This is a genomic window from Mycobacterium sp. 4D054 (genome assembly GCF_052245755.1).
Lineage (GTDB): Bacteria > Actinomycetota > Actinomycetes > Mycobacteriales > Mycobacteriaceae > Mycobacterium.
In genome coordinates, this window is the sequence record NZ_JBQQCF010000006.1 from 92,666 (window position 1) to 108,510 (window position 15,845).

Sequence of the window (15,845 nt, forward strand, 5' to 3'; positions counted from 1 at the left end):
TCGGGGTGTGGCGCAGCTTGGTAGCGTGCTTCGTTCGGGACGAAGAGGTCGTGGGTTCGAATCCCGCCACCCCGACTCGTGTGTTCGCAGGTGAGAGGCCCTGACCGGTGATCCGGTCGGGGCCTTCTTGCTGTCGCAGCAGGCCGTCCCCGGGCCCGGAAATTGGTGACCTGACCCCCTCTGAGCCGCAACTAATCTCCTAGCTGACCCTGCGTGTCGATCGGTCGGAGGGAGACTGCTGTGGAAGTTGACCCGGACGTGTTGCGTGCCTTCGCCCGGCAGGCGGACATCGCGTCGAGCCGGATTCGCGAAGCCGACGTCGGGGGCAAAGTCTCCTCGGCCGCCGACGGCCTGGACAGATCGACCACGCAGTGGGCGGCCGGACTCGTCGGCGCCCACGTCGACCAGCTCGCCGGCCAAATCGCGGCCAACGTCGCCGAGATGGGTACGGCGGTGCGCGGAGCAGGCAACACCTATGAGGTGACGGACCAGGGTCTGGCGGAACGCTTCGTCGGGATCTTCTGATCCGTGTTGCCCTCACGTTCCCGGCTGGAACGCTGGAACCCTGACACGCTGACGTTCGCCGGCCGGTCCATCACCGACACCGGCACGGCGATCGAAGACGCGGTGACGGCGGTCGGCACCAACATCGCCACGATGCCGGACACCAGGGCCTGGTCGGGCGACGCGCACACGGCAGCCGCGTCGATGTTCGAGCGGGCGGCGAAGCAGACGAGTGCGTTCTCGGCGTACACCACCGCCGTCGGTCAAGCCCTGACACACGGCGCCGGCACCATCGGCGCGGCCCGAACCTCGCTGTTGGACAAAGCCGATCACCTCGATATGAGCGGCGAGCTGCACGTCAGTGACCAGTGGGTGGTGCTGATCACCGGCGCTCAGCTTTCCGCCGAACAGACCGCGGCGCTGGAACGGCGGGCCCAGTCCGAGCAGGCCGCGGTCAACCGGCTGCTGCTGGCGGTCGGAGCCGCCGATGACGAGACCGCCGCCGCCGTCACCGACGCCGCACAGCCGTACGGATTCGAGGCGCCCAACCAGGCCGATCTCGGCGGCCTGCTGCTCCCGGGAACAGAGCGGCCCGGTGACGACGTGCCCGATCCGTCGACCGCCCTGGGTCTCCTTCAGCAGGCCACCATCCGGGACGCGGACATGGCGCAGACGATCCGGGATACCAAGGTGGACAAGCAGTTCCACTCTGAGGCCGGAGAAGAGATCGCCACCGTCACGACGATGTTCATGCAGGACGGTAGTAAACACGTCAGGACTGCCGATGCCGAACCGCAGTTCTCCGACCGTGGGCCGCTGACCACCGAAGTGCATTTCGACAAGGACGGCAACACGATCTCGGAGACGACCTCGGTCGTCTTCGAGGACTGGGCGCACCACAGCCTGGCCGGCTCGAAATCGACCACGACACAACTCGCCGACGGCACGGTCATCCTTTTCCTGGAGCGCCCCAACGGCCAGAAGGTCGGCACCATCACGACGCCGGACGGCCGCCAGGCCGATGTGCCGCTCGACCTCTACAACCATCCGATTCTGACCGCCGCCGGCGCTGCTCTGAGTGGACTGGAAAACCAAGCCGGACGAGGTATCCCGATGCTCACCGATGACGCTGCGGAGAAGGTGCGGTTCGGGGCGAAGTACGGCGGACCGGCACTGGGTATCGGCACTGCGTTGTGGGATATCGCAGTGGCGGACACAGGTTTCGAGAAGTGCGTCGCAGCGGCCGAAGGCGCCACCTCGGTGGCTGCGGGCACCCTCGGGGGCATCGCCACTGCTACGTTCAGCCCACCGATCACCGCTGTCGCAGTGTTCGGCGCGTCCGGTGCCGGTCAGGCGTTGGGCAACTGGATCGGCAACACGTTCTGTCCGCGATGAGATCCCCCGGCCGGCTGATCGTGGGCATCGTATGCGTGGCGGTCTTGTCCGTCTTCCTCGTGGGATGGTCTGTCACTTGGCTTCTACGCGGCAGTTACCTCACCGCGGTCATCATGCTCGGTGCCGGCATCATGTGCTCCACTGCGACTTTCCAGGCGGGGTACGCGCTGTCGGGAGCGGCCCGACCACGGACGGAATATGGTTCCGCCGGCACGGTGATCCGGCCGGCGAAGTGGCTCGACCCGGTGAGCATCGTCGGATTCACGTGCGGTGTCCTCGCGGCGGGCTTGTACCTGGTGTTCGCCCCTCAGGGCATGGTCGATTACGTTCCGAGAGGCACTCTCCGAGTGGGGATTTTCTCGCTGTGCATCTTCGTCCTGACGTTCGGGGTCGCGGTCCTCTACCGGATGTTCCAGCACGGCGACAGCCACCTGCGCCTCCACCCCGGCGGCTTTGAGATCTGGAACGGCCACTGGAACGTCTTCAAGCGCGGAGAATGGGACGAGATCGAACAGATCCTGGACCGTCAGCCCCGTGGCCGAAGCATCGGGCGCGAGATGATCGTTGTGAAGCTGCCCCGCCGCAGCGCAATGCTGGTGACCGACACCATGACAAACAACAGTGACGCGCTCCGCGAGTGGGTCCGCTTCTACTGGCAGCACCCCGAATACCGAGACGAGCTTGTCGACCGCCGCGCCCTGCAACGTCTGCACGACGAAAGGTTCATCCCCGAATGATCAGCTGATCCACGCAGGCATTGAGCAACTCGGCGTCCAGCGGTTCGGCGCAGCCGGTGTCGTCCGGTTCGTACAGGTAGTCGCCGTCGTCACGGACCTGCACCCACTGCAGGAGCGGACTGTCGGGATCGACGCCCCACTGCCGCGCCACGTCATGCCGCACCTGCACGGTCCCGGTCGCCACGACATCACGACCTTCGACGACGCACACCTCGGGTTCTTCGGCGGCGGGGGTCATCGTGAGGCCGAGGTCGTCGTACCGGTCCAACGTTTCCGGCGGCTCCGGCAACCGATCCTCCATGCCGGCCACCGCGATCCGTGGATGGGTCCCGGGACCGACCAGCCCGGCCGCGCCGGTGACCACCACAGCCAGGCTCTCCGGGGACACCGCGTAGATGTCGACGACGTCCACTCCGTCGCGATCTCGACGCTGCATCGCGACGAACCCGTCCCCGCCGGCCCGCAACCCGTGCAGCCGGAGGTCGGGGGTGTCCTCGTCGACGTGATGAACCCGGCATTCGACGCACACCTCCGCCCGCACAAGGGTTTCCACCCAGGGCCGGATACCGCGCAGATCCCCGTCGCTCAGCCGCTCCTCCGCCCGTCCCACCTCGCGGCAGGCCAGCCACACCGACCCCACCGGCCGGGTCCGTCCCAACGGGTACGGCGGCAGGTCACGGCCGTACAGTTCGCAGGCCGACTCCAGATCGACCACCGCGACCGTGCCCACCAGTTCCGACCACACCTTCTCCGAGAGACCGCCCGCCATGGCTCCATTCTGCTGCCCGCGCGTCATCACGAGTCACACGAACCCACTCTTTGCAGAGGTCTTCTCGCACTTTCACTGAGAAAAGCGGATACGTGAGGCCACCGGGACGAATGGGACCCGGGACAGAAAACCGTACTCCGCGTTGACGTCCGACGGGTGCACGGCCAGCGGCGTGACGTGGATCTTCATGTACGGAAACAGCGGCAGGCCCGAAAGAATGTGGTGCAGTTCGTCATTGGAGTCGACGTCGAAGATCGAGTAGTTGGCGTACTCGCCGACGATCCGCCAGATGTGCGGCCACTTGCCGTCCCGCTGCAACTGCTGCGAGTACAGCTTTTCGTGGTGCACCAAATCGGCCCGCTGCTGCGGGTCCATGTCCGGCGGGATCGCGTCGTCCATGCGGACGTGGAACATCATCGGCGGATCAGCTCGGGCTTCACCGCGCCGGCGATGTCGTCCTTATTGAGCGGGTCACCGAGGAAGTACAGCTGGGCGGTCAGCAGCTCGTGGCCGGGTGCGGACACCTTGACGTGCATGTGGGCCGGACGCCAGGCGTGCCAGCCCGCCGCGGCGATCAGCTTGCCGCAGGAGCCGTGGGTGGGGACCTGGTACGGCGGGGGAGGATCGTGCTGGTCTCGAACGCGCCGTCGGGACCGGTGCTGAAACTGCCGCGCAGGTTCCACTCGGGCAGGTTGGGCGCGAACTGCGAGTAGAAGCCGTCGGCATCGGCGTGCCACAGCTCGACCTTACCCTCCGGCGGGGTGCCGTCGGTGGAGGTGATGGCGCCCGCCCACACCAGTGGGCTGCCATGCTCTCCGTTGCGCATCGGATCGTGCCTCGTGCACCGCATTCCGGCGAGTCGGGCACGTGATAAGGGCCGGGAGCGGGGCGAGATGCTGGGCGGTCCAGCTGGCCGGCTCAGGACGCGCCGGCGACCTGGGTCATCGGCTGCCCACAGCAGACCTCCCGGTGTTCCATCTCGGGTGGACACGGGCACGGTTTCTCGTAGACGAGGGCCGCCCCGCACTCCGTGCACTCATACCGATCGCCGATGCTGCGTGCCATCGCTGTCCTCCTGCCGTGCCGATGTGGGCATGGTATTTCCGGCGGCGGGCCGCCGGGTACGGCCGAAAGTCCTCTCGTGGTCGGCACCGACCCATCCCTGAGCCCGTCCGCCGAGGTCGGCGGGTCAGCGGGGTTCTGTCGGTGCCCTGCGGCACGATATCGGCATGCTCATCGGTGACAGAGGAGACCACGCCTCGCTGCGCAAGGCGCGTGGGGCGTTCTTCACCCCTGTACCGGTGGCGCGTTTCCTGGTGGAGTGGGCGGTCCGCGATCCCGCGCACGCTGTACTCGAACCCTCCTGCGGCGAGGCCGTTTTCCTGCACGAGATCGGGCGGCGCGGTGGCCACACCGGCCCGCTGGTGGGCGTCGAGATTCACGCCGATTCGGCCGCCGAATCGCAGCGCGGGCTGCGCGCGCACGGCATCGACGCAGTCATTCACACGCAGGACTTCTTCTCCCACAACCAGTTCGGCCACTACGACGTGGTGGTCGGCAACCCGCCGTATGTCCGCTACCAGGACTTCGCCGGGGAGCCCCGGGCCCGAGCACGTCAGGCCGCGCTGCGCGCGGGCGTCACACTGTCCAACCTTGCGTCATCCTGGGCGGCCTTCACGGTGCACTCGGCGCTGCACCTGCGACCCGGCGGCCGGCTGGCGCTCGTGCTGCCCGCCGAGCTGCTGAGCGTGAACTACGCCGCGGGCGTGCGTCAGTACCTGATGGACCACTTCACCTCGGTCGGCCTGGTGCTGTTCGACGAACGCGTGTTCCCCGGCGTGCTCGAAGAGGTCGTGCTACTGCTGGCCGACGGCTACCACCCCGACGGCGGCACGGGCGCCGACCACATGCAGCTGTTCCAGGTCCGCGACGCCGACGGTCTGGCCCGGGTGCCGGTGCCCCGGCGGTGGAGTCCGCCAGGCAACGGCGCCAAGTGGTCGGCCGGGCTGATGTCGGCGGCGGGCCTTTCGGCGTTCGACACGGCGGTGCGCAGCGACGCCTTCACATTCCTGGAGACCTGGGGTGACACCACCCTGGGCATGGTGACCGGCAGCAACCGGTTCTTCACGCTGTCACCGGCCAAGGCCGACGCGCTCGGCTTGACCCCATCAGACCTGCTTGCGCTATCCCCGCCGGGATCGCGCCACCTGCGCGGTTTGGCGCTCACCCCGGGCGCGCTGCGCACCCTCGGCGCGGAAGGTCGCTCGACCTACCTGTTCCGACCCGCCGGACAACCCTCCCCCGCGGCCCGGCACTACATCGCCTCCGGCGAGGACCTCGACGTGCACCGGGCCTACAAGTGCCGGGTGCGCACGCCGTGGTGGCGGGTGCCCTACCTGCGCCCGGCGGACCTGTTCCTGACCTACATGAACGCCGACACCCCGCGCCTGTGCGGCAACCGGGCCCGCGCGCACCACCTCAACTCGGTGCACGGGGTGTATCTGCGCGACGAGCTGCGCCGGCTGGGCACGAGCCTGCTGCCGCTGGCGTCGCTGAACTCGGTGACCCTGCTCGGCGCCGAGACGGTGGGCCGCGCTTACGGTGGGGGGATGCTGAAGATCGAACCGCGGGAGGCCGACGTGCTGCCGGTGCCGTCACCGGAGCTGGTGCGCCGCAACGCCGACGACCTTCGCCGTATCCGTCCGGCGGTGGCCGCCTGCCTGCGCGACGGACGGTTGCTCGACGCGGTGGCCCTGGTCGACGACGTGCTGCTGCTCGGTTCCTCGACACTGTCCGAGCGCGGCCTGCGCGCAGTCCGCCGTGACCACGCGGCCCTCACCGCGCGTCGGGTCGCCCGCGGAAAAGGCAACGGTGGCAAGTAAACCCAGCGCCAAATCGCTGGCGTGGCCGTTGTTCGACGCCCTGGTCGAGAATTCCGAGTTCAAGACCGTCAACCCGTGGAAGGCCGACGGCACCTTCGCCCCCGACTACGGCACGCTGCGCAAGTTGCTCGCGGTGCCGATCATGCTGGGCGCCGAGAGCCGATCCGGGGTGCCCGCGCTGGCCCTCGATGTGTGGGTGGCCTACGAGCTGCGCCGCGCCGGCCTGGACCCGGACGCAGTGTGGCCGCGGGCCGAGGCCCCGCGGGTGGTGGACCGGGACGTGCTGAGCTTTCTGAAGTCGATCCCGAAGGCGGCGGGCCGCGACGAGTTGCTGGCGCGGCTGCGCACCGGCGCCGCCACCGGCGGTGCGGCCTCGGCCAACATCGCCGGCAAGAACTACTTCAAACAGGTCGACGTGATCATGTCGTCCTGGCAGACGGGGCCGGAGCTGCTGATCTCGACCAAGCGGATGGATTCGTCGTTCGGCAAGAATGCCGCCAACCGCGTCGAGGAGTCCTACGGCGACGCCAAGAACCTGGCGCTGCGTCATCCGCTGGCGGCGCTGGGGTTCATGTACTCGCTGCGGTCGACCGCCCACACCGAGGAGCGCAGGCAGTTCGACTGGATCGTCGATCTGCTGATCAAACTCGGCAGGGAGGCCGACGCCTACGACGCGTGTGCTCTCGTGGTGCCCGAGTGGGAAGGGGCCGGGCCGGTCGACGAGCCGCCCGGCGCCGACGACGCCGTGATCGAGCCGTACCTCTTCGAGCTCGACGACGACGCCGCGGAGCCGGCGCCGATCGACGTGGCCGCGCAGATCGCCGTGCTGCCCGAGGTGACCCTGCGCACCGACCTGGTGCCCGACGAGCTCAGCCCGGCCCGGTTCTTCGCGGTGATGCTGACGATCGTGCTGGAGAACTCGAACATCACCCAGCACGAGGAGGCGCGGCTGCGGCGCAGTCGAGCACGCGGCTGACCGGCATGAGAGGATCGTGGCCCCGTGCAGACCGATCTTCTCGCCCAGGACGAAACGCGTCGCCGACTCACGCGTGCGCACCGTCGGTGGACCGTGATCCTGCTGTGCGCCTTGCTGTTCCTCGCAGCCGTCTATTGGCTGGCGGTGCGCACCACCACCGGCCAGGAGGTCGAGAACGCCGCACTGTACGGCGCCGACCAGGTCGATCCGCGGGCGTTCCTGGCGGCCAGCAGACTGCTCGACACCATCACGGTGACGTCGCTGGCGTCGGCGACACTGCTGGTCGGCGCCATCGGGCTGCTGCGGCGTCAGGTCAACCTCGCCGTCGCCGCGATGGCGGTGATCCTGGGCAGCCAGGCCGTCACACAGGTCCTGAAGTTCTTTGTGCTGCAACGGCCCAACCTGACCGGCAACGAGGACTACCTGTCCAACACGCTGCCCAGCGGCCACACCACCGCGGCGATGTCGGTGTTGTTCGCCACCCTGATCGTGATGCCGTACCGGTTCCGCGGGGTGGCCATGTTCTTCGCGCTGACCTGGGCCGTGGGCATCGGCGCCTACACGGTGATCGCGCAGTGGCACCGGCTTTCGGACACGCTGGCCGCCGACGCGGTGACGCTCGCGGTGGCCTGCGCGGCTTCGCATTTCCTGGCCAGCACCGGACGGATCCGCGCCGTCGTCACCCCGGGGGCGGCGCGGTACACGCTGAGGACGGTGTTCGTCGCGATCGTCACCGTGGTCGGCGCGGTGAGCGCGGCGCTGGGCGCGGTGGCGCTGCTGGCCGCACTGCATCAGGACATTGACACCGCCGCCGAGTGGCGGCTCTTCCTCAGCGCCCAATGGCTTGCGGCGGCCGGGTCGATCGCCGCCGCGCTGCTGTTCTGGTGGTCGTGGCACCGATTGGAGACCAAGCGCCGCGGGGACACCAGCGCGGTGCGCTGAATGAAACCGGGCCGCGGTGCGCTGAATGAATCCGGGCCGCGGTGCGCTAAGCCGTCGGCTCCTCGGTGTCCTTGTCCACGTCCGGGGTGTCCCGGTCCGGGTCCTTCTCGGAGTCGACGGATTTCGACGCCGCCGAGTCGTCTTCGTCGTCGTAGATCCCTTTACCGCGGGTCATCGAGAGCCTCTCAGTGGGATGCGGAACGGAGCTTGTCCAGCAGCGGCGCCGCTGCCTCCTTCAAGAACGCTTCCTGACTGTCGCCGCCGATCTGGATCAGCGCGATGTCGGTGAAGCCCGCTTCCCAGTATTCACGCACCGATTCGACGATGGCGTCGAGGTCGGGCCCGCAGGGAATGGACCCGGCGACGTCTTCCTTGCGCACGAACTGTGTGGCGCCTTCGAAGCCGGCGGTCGTCGGCAGATCGGAGTTCACCGCCCACCCGCCGGCGAACCAGCGGAACTGGTCATGGGCGCGGTCGATCGCCGCGTCGCGGTCGGGGTCCCAGCAGATCGGGATCTGGCCGATCACCCGCACGTCGCCGGGCAGCCCGGTAGCCCGTCGTGCCTCATGCCACGAGTCGACGAGATGCTTGTCGGGCTGGACCGCGACGAGGTGGTCGGCCAGCGGCGCGAACTGCCGCACCGACCGGTCTCCGGAAACCGCCGTCGCGATCGGCACCGGCACCTCGGGCACGTCCCAGAGTCGCGCCGAGTCGACCTCGAAGTACTCCCCCTTCCAGTCGACCATGTCGCCGGTGAACAGCTCACGGATGATCTGGATGGCTTCGGAGAGCATGTCCTGGCGGCGCGCCACCGTGGGCCAGCCCTTGCCTACGACGTGCTCGTTGAGGTTCTCCCCGCTACCCAGGCCCAGTGTGAACCGGCCGTCGGCGAGCAACTGCAGGGTCGCGGCTTTCTGCGCGACGATCGCGGGGTGGTAGCGCAGGGTCGGGCAGGTCACGTACGTCATCAGCTCGACGCGTTCGGTGGCGTGGGCGACGGCGCCCAGCACCGACCAGGCGTATGGCGCGTGGCCCTGGGAGGACAGCCAGGGAAAGTAGTGGTCGCTGGACACCTCGAAGTCGAAACCGACCTGCTCTGCCGACACCGCATAGCTCACAAGGTCTTTGGGTCCACTCTGCTCGGTCATCAGGGTGTAGCCGAAACGAGTCATGCGCCCCGGAGTACCCCGACGTGCGTATGCAAAACGGTACGGAAGGCGACGGCGTGCCCGGACCGCCCACATTGTCAATTTCGCCGGTGATCGACAGGATGGTGGGCATGACCTACAACGCCGGCGGATACGGTCCCCCCGGACCACCGGCCCCCGGCGCGGCAGGCCCCGGTTATCCCCCACCTGGATACCAGGGGTATCCGCCGCCACCCCACTGGCAATCCCCTGGCTACCCGTCCGGCTACGCACCGGGTTACCCCGGCCCGCACTACGGCGCCCCCGGGTATCCCCCGCCGTACGGGCCGCCGGTTCTCAAACCCGGCGTGGTACCGCTGCGCCCGTTGACGCTGTCGGACATCTTCAACGGCGCGGTGGCCTATATCCGGGCCAACCCCAAAGCCACGTTGGGTCTGACGACGATCGTGGTGGTCGCCTCCCAGGTGATCGCGCTGCTGCTGTCGCTGTGGCCGTTCGCGCTGACCGGGCAGTTCGCTGAGTCCCTCGACGGTGACGAGGCCTCCACCGAGGTGCTGGTCAGCTGGATGGCCTCCAGCCTGGCCGCCGCGATCACCACCGCCCTGTCGACGACGCTGCTCAGCGGGCTGCTCACGGTGGTGATCGGCCGTTCGGTGTTCGGCTCCGGTATCACGATCGGCGAGGCGTGGCGTCGACTGCGGCCCAGGCTGTGGACGCTGATCGGGTTCACCGTGCTCAAGACCCTCGCGCTGATCGTGTGGTTCGGTGTGGTGTTGCTGGTGGTCGTGCTGGCGGTGGCCGTGGTGGACGGACCGGCCGCGTTTCTGATCGCCGCTCCGCTGGTGCTCGCAGCCGTTCTCGCCGCGGTCTGGGCGTCGGTGATGCTCACGTTCGCGCCGGCGGCCATCGTGCTGGAACGCCGCGACATACTGACCGCCGTCAAACGGTCCTTCGCGTTGATCAAGGGTGACTTCTGGCGCGTGTTCGGCATCTGGCTGCTCGCCGCGATCGTGGCCCAGTTCATCGCCGCAGCGGTGTCGATCCCGTTCAGCATCGGCGGACAGGTGGTGTTGACCGCGTCCGCCACCACCACCGCGGCGATGATCGCGATGGTGCTGTTCTCGGTCGGCGGCGCCGTCGGGCAGATCATCACCGGGCCGTTCAGCGCCGGTGTGACGGTGCTGCAGTACACCGACCGCAGAATCCGCGCCGAGGCGTTCGACCTGGTGCTGCAGACCGGCGCCGCGGCCGGGCCGCAGGCCGCGGCCGACTCCACCGACCATCTCTGGCTGACCGGCGGCCCGCGCTGACGTGTCGACCATAGACATCGACCGCGACACGGCGCGGGAGGCGGCACAGAACGAGCTCGCCAAAAACATCTATCCCAAACCCTCGGCGACGGACATGCTGCTCGACTGGATCGAGGAGTTGTTGTACCGGTTGACCGCGTCGGCGTCGCAGTTCCCCGGCGGCTGGTACACCGTGACCGTGCTGGCGGCGCTGCTCATCGTCGCGGTGGTCGTCGCGGTTCGCATCGCTCGCCGGGCCATGCGCAGCGACCGCAGCGCCGCGCCGCCGCTGTTCGGGGATCGGGTGCTCAGCGCTGCCGAGCACCGCGCCACCGCCGAACGGTATGCGGCCGAGGGTGATTGGGGGCCCGCCATCAGGCATCGGGTCCGCGCGCTGGCCCGCCGGCTGGAGGAGGACGGCGTCCTGGATCCGGTGCCGGGCCGCACCGCCACCGAACTCGCCGGCGCCGCCGGCCGCGCGCTGCCCGCGTTGGCCGGTGAACTCTTCACCGCCGCAGAGATTTTCAACGACGTCACCTACGGTGAGCGACCCAGCAGCGAGCCGCAATACCGGACCATCGCGGCGCTCGACGACCGGCTGGGCAGCCGGATGCCGAGTGCGGTTGCCGCCCAGAGCGAATTGACCCACCAGCCGTGGGCCGAGGTGCGATGAGCACCGCAGTCGGGTCCACCTTCACCCAGCGGTGGTCGGTGCTGCGCTGGGTGCTGCTGGGGCTGGCCGCGATCGTCGGCGTCGCCGCGCTGACGACCTGGCTGACCGCGCCGCGCCCCGGTGGGCACCTCGACCCGGCGTCCACCTCCGCCGACGGTGTGCACGCGCTGATCACCCTGCTGCGTGAGCGCGGCATCACCGTCGTGGAGGCCGCCTCGGTCGCCGACGTCGAACGCGAGGCACGCGCCGACACCCTGGTGGTCGCCGCGCAGACCTACCACCTGTTCGACGACGAACAGCTGCGCCGTCTCTCCGAGGTGCCGGGCGACCGGCTGCTCATCGCGCCTCTCGGCAAGACCCGCGAGGCACTGGCTCCCGAGTTGGGCAAGGCCGAAAGCACGGAGTTCGGCGGTCGCTCTCCGGATTGCGACCTGCGCGAGGCCACCCGCGCCGGCGCCGTGCAATTCGGCATCGCCGAGACGTTCGAGGCCGAGGGCTCGCTGCCGGTGACCCGCTGCTACGACGGCGTGTTGGCCCGCTACAGCAAGGAGGGCCGCACCGTCACGGCGGTCGGCAGCGACCAGTTCGTGATGAACGGCGGACTGGCCGAAGAGGGCAACGCGGCGCTGGCCATGAACTTGACCGGATCCCACCCGCGGATGATCTGGTACGCGCCGCAAAGCAGTGAGGGCGACGACTCCGACGGCGCTGCCTCGCTCACCGATCTCATTCCGCCACAGGTCGATTGGCTGGTGCTTCAGCTGATCGTGGCGGTCGCGCTGCTGGCCTGGTGGAAGGGGCGCCGTGTCGGACCGCTGGTCGCCGAGCAGTTGCCGGTGGTGGTGCGGGCCTCCGAGACCGTCGAGGGCCGCGGCCGGCTGTACCGGTCCCGCCGCACCCGCGACGTCGCCGCCGAGTCGCTGCGCACGGCGGCGCGCCAGCGCATGCTGCCCCGACTCGGCCTCACCGCGGCGGCGGCACCGCACGACCTCAGCCTGGCCGTCGCCGCCCGGTGCGGGCTGGATTCGGCATCGGTCGCCCATATTCTGTACGGGCCGGCGCCGGCCACCGACGCCGAACTGGTCAACCTCGTTCGCGCACTCGACGACATCGAAAGGCAGGTCGCACAGTCGTGACACAGCCCACCCAGCACGAGGGTGCCCGCAATGCGCTGATGGCTCTGCGCAGCGAGATCGGCAAGGTGGTGGTCGGGCAGGACGCCGTCGTCAGTGGCCTGGTGATCGCGCTGCTGTGCCGGGGGCACGTGCTGCTCGAGGGTGTTCCCGGTGTCGCCAAGACACTGCTGGTGCGCACGCTGGCCGCGGCGCTGCAGCTGGACTTCAAGCGGGTGCAGTTCACCCCCGACCTGATGCCGGGCGACGTGACGGGATCGCTGGTGTACGACGCACGCACCGCCGAGTTCGAGTTCCGGGCCGGGCCCGTGTTCACGAATCTGATGCTGGCCGACGAGATCAACCGCACCCCGCCCAAGACGCAGGCCGCGCTGCTGGAGGCGATGGAGGAACGTCAGGTCAGCGTGGACGGGAAGCCACGGGCCCTGCCCGACCCGTTCATCGTCGCCGCCACCCAGAACCCGATCGAGTACGAGGGCACCTACCAGCTGCCGGAGGCGCAGCTGGACCGTTTCCTGCTGAAGCTGAATGTGCCACTGCCGCCGCGGGATCAGGAGATCGCGATCCTGAACCGGCACGCCCACGGATTCGACCCCCGCGATCTGTCGTTCGTGAGGCCGGTCGCCGGACCCGCCGAACTGGCCGCGGGCCGCGACGCGGTCCGTCAGGTGCTCGTCGCCGACGAGGTGCTCGGATACATCGTCGACATCGTCGGCGCCACAAGGAATTCCCCGTCGCTGCAGTTGGGCGTGTCTCCGCGTGGCGCGACGGCGCTGCTGTCCACCGCGAGGTCGTGGGCGTGGCTGTCGGGCCGCGGCTATGTCACCCCCGACGATGTCAAGGCGATGGCCCGGCCCACCCTGCGGCACCGGGTGGCGCTGCGGCCCGAAGCCGAGCTCGAAGGCGCCACCGCCGACGGGGTGATCGAGGGCATCCTGTCCGCGGTGCCTGTGCCGAGATAGCCGGCGTTTCGTGGTTCTCACCGGTCGCGTCGGGCTGATCGCGCTGTTGTGCGCGCTCCCGGTTGTGCTGTCGCCCTACCCCGCAGCGACTTTCGCGGTTCTGGCGGCGCTGCTCGCGGCCGCGGTGGTGCTCGACGCGGTGCTCGCGGGCAGTCCCCGCGCACTCGAACTGAGCCGCGGGGGTCCGACGTCGGCGCGGCTCGGTCAGCCGGTGACCGCGGAGTTGACGGTGCGCAACACCGGCCGCGCGCGGTTCCGCGGCGTGATCCGCGACGCGTGGGCTCCCAGCGCGCGGGCCGAACCGCGAGTGCAGCCGGTGAACATCGCTGCCGGGCAACGGGTCACGCTGCGATCGGAGTTACGGCCGGTCCGTCGCGGGGACCAGGTGTCGGCGCTGGTGACCGCCCGGTCGATCGGCCCGCTCGGGCTGGCCGGCCGCCAAGGTTCGCATCGGGTGCCGTGGCGGATCCGCATCCTGCCTCCGTTCCTGTCCCGCAAGCATCTGCCGTCGCGGCTGGCCCGGCTGCGGGAGCTGGAGGGCATGACGCCGGCGCTGATCCGCGGCCAGGGCACCGAATTCGACTCGCTGCGGGAGTACGTGGTCGGCGACGACGTGCGTTCGATCGACTGGCGGGCCACCGCCCGGCGCGCCGACGTCGTGGTGCGCACCTGGCGACCCGAACGCGACCGGCGGGTGCTGATCGTGCTCGACACCGGACGCACGTCGGCGGGCCGGGTCGGGGTGGACCCCACCGGATCAGACCCCGCCACGGGCTGGCCCCGCCTGGATTGGTCCATGGACGCCGCGCTGTTGCTGGCCGCGCTGGCCGCGCGTGCGGGCGATCACGTCGACTTCCTGGCGCATGACCGCGAGACCCGCGCGGCCGTGGTCAATGCGTCCCGCACCGACCTGCTGGCCCAGCTGGTCGCCGCGATGGCGCCGCTGGAACCCGCGCTCGTGGAATCCGACGCGCGCGCGATGGTCTCTGCGGTGCAGCGCCGGGTGCGGCGCCAGGCGCTGGTGGTGCTGCTGACCGACCTCAACGCGTCAGCGATCGACGAGGGCCTGCTGAGCGTGCTCCCGCAACTGACCGCCAGGCACCGCGTGATCGTCGCCGCGGTGGCCGACCCGCGGGTGGACAGGCTCGCCGCGGGGCGGGCCGACGCGGTCGAGGTGTACGACGCCGCCGCTGCCGAACGGTCCCGCAACGACCGCCGCGCGGTGGCCTCCCGGCTGCGCGGGATGGGCGTGGAGGTGGTCGACGCGCCGCCGGAGGACCTCGCGCCGGAGCTGGCCGACCACTACCTGGCGATGAAGGCCGCCGGCCGCCTGTAGCCCCCTGCCCGGTTCTCACCGCGAGCAGACACAAACTCGCACGGATTCGACCCTTTCAGTGCGAGTTTGTGTCTGCTCGACGGAATATCCCCGTCCACAATCCGAGTTTCATCCACAGCGACGCAGGTGAGTCGCCTGCCCGGTGGCTGCACGGTATGAGGATTCGGGGGTGCAGGATGCCGTTCGACAACTCTTCCTGACCGGTGGCGGGTATGCGACGACGGCGGCGCTGCTGCAGGTGCTCACCCGGCAGCAGCTCGACGTACAGGTGCGGCGCGGCACCTTGATCCGCGTATGGCACGGGGTCTACGCACCTGCCGAGCCTGATCGCTTCGGCAGGCTGGTGTCCCTGGACAAATACCTCGGCCTGCCCGCGGTCGCCTGTATGGGCACTGCAGCCGCACTGTACGGATTCGACACCGAGGGCACTGCCGCGGTGCACATCCTCGACCCCGGCCGCCGGATTCGTCCCGCCCCGGGTCTAGTGGTGCACCAGCGCCTCGGTGCGCCACTGCAGCGTGTGAATGGCCGGTTGGCGACATCACCCGCATGGACCGCAGTCGAGATCGCGCGCACCTTGCGGCGGCCTCGCGCGCTCGCGACGCTCGACGCGGCCCTGCACGCCGGGTCGTGCACGCCGACCGATCTCGGTGAGGCGATCGCGGAGCAGCGCGGTCGGCGGGGCATCGTGGCCGTACGTGAACTTCTCCCCCTCGCCGACGACCGCGCCGAATCTCCGATGGAGAGCGAGGCAAGACTGGCAATGCACGAGCACGACGTGCCCCGCCCCGAACTTCAGTATCTGATTCACGGCCGGTGGGAAAGCTGGCGCGTGGACTTCGCCTGGCCCGATTACCAGGTTGCGGCCGAGTACGAGAGCGTCGACTGGCACGCCGGCCGTGACGCGATGCTGAGGGACAAGGCGCGATTCGCGGGCATCCAGCACGCGCGTTGGACGGTCATTCCCATCACCGTCACCGACGTTCGCTTCCATCCGGAGCGGATGGCTGAACGGATTCGGGAGCACCTATGGCGAGCTGCCGCGGCCAGCTGAGACCGCGACTGTGGACCGCGAGCAGGCGCAAACTCGCACGGTTGA

At 69.3% G+C, this 15,845-nt stretch carries 16 protein-coding genes, 1 tRNA gene and 1 pseudogene; 13 read left to right on the forward strand and 5 right to left on the reverse strand.

All coding sequences use genetic code 11. From position 1 onward, the window contains the following. The first annotated feature begins 1 nt into the window (after position 1). The 4 genes from ACTWP6_RS07125 (at position 2) to ACTWP6_RS07140 (ending at position 2,636) form a co-directional block, all read left to right on the forward strand. A tRNA-Pro gene (locus ACTWP6_RS07125) sits at positions 2 to 75 on the forward strand. A gap of 165 nt (positions 76 to 240) precedes the next feature. Next, the gene (locus ACTWP6_RS07130; protein ID WP_443187224.1) at positions 241 to 525 is read left to right on the forward strand and encodes a hypothetical protein; all 285 of its coding nucleotides are present in this window, start codon (positions 241 to 243) and stop codon (positions 523 to 525) included. A 3-nt stretch (positions 526 to 528) separates the two neighbouring features. Further along, on the forward strand, positions 529 to 1,899 hold the full coding sequence (locus tag ACTWP6_RS07135; RefSeq protein WP_443187225.1) for a hypothetical protein: 1,371 nt from the start codon (positions 529 to 531) through the stop codon (positions 1,897 to 1,899). Further along, positions 1,896 to 2,636, forward strand: a complete 741-nt coding sequence (locus ACTWP6_RS07140; RefSeq protein WP_260755651.1) for a hypothetical protein — start codon at positions 1,896 to 1,898, stop codon at positions 2,634 to 2,636. The genes ACTWP6_RS07135 and ACTWP6_RS07140 overlap by 4 nt, the downstream gene beginning before the upstream one ends. Here ACTWP6_RS07140 and ACTWP6_RS07145 read toward each other — a convergent pair. From ACTWP6_RS07145 to ACTWP6_RS07155, 3 genes and pseudogenes are all read right to left on the reverse strand, one after another. Further along, complete coding sequence (locus ACTWP6_RS07145; RefSeq protein WP_443187226.1) at positions 2,623 to 3,405, reverse strand: ESX secretion-associated protein EspG; 783 nt, start codon at positions 3,403 to 3,405, stop codon at positions 2,623 to 2,625. The two genes, ACTWP6_RS07140 and ACTWP6_RS07145, sit on opposite strands and share 14 nt — an antisense overlap. Before the next feature lie 72 nt (positions 3,406 to 3,477). Then, the gene (catC, locus tag ACTWP6_RS07150) at positions 3,478 to 3,822 is read right to left on the reverse strand and encodes a muconolactone Delta-isomerase (RefSeq protein ID WP_260755653.1); all 345 of its coding nucleotides are present in this window, start codon (positions 3,820 to 3,822) and stop codon (positions 3,478 to 3,480) included. A gap of 5 nt (positions 3,823 to 3,827) precedes the next feature. Beyond that, positions 3,828 to 4,284: pseudogene (locus ACTWP6_RS07155) on the reverse strand (dioxygenase family protein); the annotation flags it as partial. 350 nt (positions 4,285 to 4,634) lie between these two features. Here ACTWP6_RS07155 and ACTWP6_RS07160 point away from each other — a divergent pair. The 3 genes from ACTWP6_RS07160 to ACTWP6_RS07170 are packed head-to-tail and all read left to right on the forward strand — an operon-like array spanning position 4,635 to position 8,205. Continuing rightward, on the forward strand, positions 4,635 to 6,287 hold the full coding sequence (locus ACTWP6_RS07160) for an HsdM family class I SAM-dependent methyltransferase (RefSeq protein WP_443187227.1): 1,653 nt from the start codon (positions 4,635 to 4,637) through the stop codon (positions 6,285 to 6,287). Further along, complete coding sequence (locus tag ACTWP6_RS07165) at positions 6,277 to 7,263, forward strand: hypothetical protein (protein ID WP_260755655.1); 987 nt, start codon at positions 6,277 to 6,279, stop codon at positions 7,261 to 7,263. Before ACTWP6_RS07160 ends, ACTWP6_RS07165 begins: the two co-directional genes overlap by 11 nt. 24 nt (positions 7,264 to 7,287) lie before the next feature. Further along, positions 7,288 to 8,205 carry a phosphatase PAP2 family protein gene (locus tag ACTWP6_RS07170; protein WP_260755656.1) on the forward strand — a complete coding sequence of 306 codons (918 nt, stop codon included), beginning with the start codon at positions 7,288 to 7,290 and terminating at the stop codon, positions 8,203 to 8,205. A gap of 46 nt (positions 8,206 to 8,251) precedes the next feature. Here the strand turns inward: ACTWP6_RS07170 and ACTWP6_RS07175 are convergent, their stop codons facing one another. Further along, positions 8,252 to 8,380: a hypothetical protein gene (locus tag ACTWP6_RS07175; protein ID WP_260755657.1), complete on the reverse strand. Its 129-nt coding sequence runs from the start codon at positions 8,378 to 8,380 to the stop codon at positions 8,252 to 8,254. 10 nt (positions 8,381 to 8,390) lie between these two features. Then, positions 8,391 to 9,377 (reverse strand): LLM class F420-dependent oxidoreductase, encoded by a 987-nt coding sequence (locus ACTWP6_RS07180; RefSeq protein WP_443187228.1) that lies wholly within the window; start codon positions 9,375 to 9,377, stop codon positions 8,391 to 8,393. Between the two features lie 107 nt (positions 9,378 to 9,484). Between ACTWP6_RS07180 and ACTWP6_RS07185 the strand changes: the two genes are divergently transcribed. The 6 genes from ACTWP6_RS07185 to ACTWP6_RS07210 all read left to right on the forward strand — a co-directional run bounded on the left by ACTWP6_RS07185 (position 9,485) and on the right by ACTWP6_RS07210 (position 15,800). Then, entirely contained in the window at positions 9,485 to 10,663 is a 1,179-nt protein-coding gene (locus ACTWP6_RS07185) for a hypothetical protein (protein WP_260755659.1), read from the forward strand. Between the two features lies 1 nt (position 10,664). Continuing rightward, positions 10,665 to 11,315 (forward strand): DUF4129 domain-containing protein, encoded by a 651-nt coding sequence (locus ACTWP6_RS07190; RefSeq protein WP_443187229.1) that lies wholly within the window; start codon positions 10,665 to 10,667, stop codon positions 11,313 to 11,315. After that, positions 11,312 to 12,451, forward strand: coding sequence for a DUF4350 domain-containing protein (locus ACTWP6_RS07195; protein ID WP_260755661.1), 1,140 nt, complete (start codon positions 11,312 to 11,314; stop codon positions 12,449 to 12,451). Before ACTWP6_RS07190 ends, ACTWP6_RS07195 begins: the two co-directional genes overlap by 4 nt. Before the next feature lie 38 nt (positions 12,452 to 12,489). Continuing rightward, on the forward strand, positions 12,490 to 13,410 hold the full coding sequence (locus tag ACTWP6_RS07200) for an AAA family ATPase (protein WP_260757838.1): 921 nt from the start codon (positions 12,490 to 12,492) through the stop codon (positions 13,408 to 13,410). Between the two features lie 10 nt (positions 13,411 to 13,420). Then, on the forward strand, positions 13,421 to 14,746 hold the full coding sequence (locus ACTWP6_RS07205) for a DUF58 domain-containing protein (RefSeq protein WP_260755662.1): 1,326 nt from the start codon (positions 13,421 to 13,423) through the stop codon (positions 14,744 to 14,746). A 169-nt stretch (positions 14,747 to 14,915) separates the two neighbouring features. Further along, positions 14,916 to 15,800, forward strand: coding sequence for a hypothetical protein (locus tag ACTWP6_RS07210; protein ID WP_260755663.1), 885 nt, complete (start codon positions 14,916 to 14,918; stop codon positions 15,798 to 15,800). Positions 15,801 to 15,845: the final 45 nt, after the last annotated feature.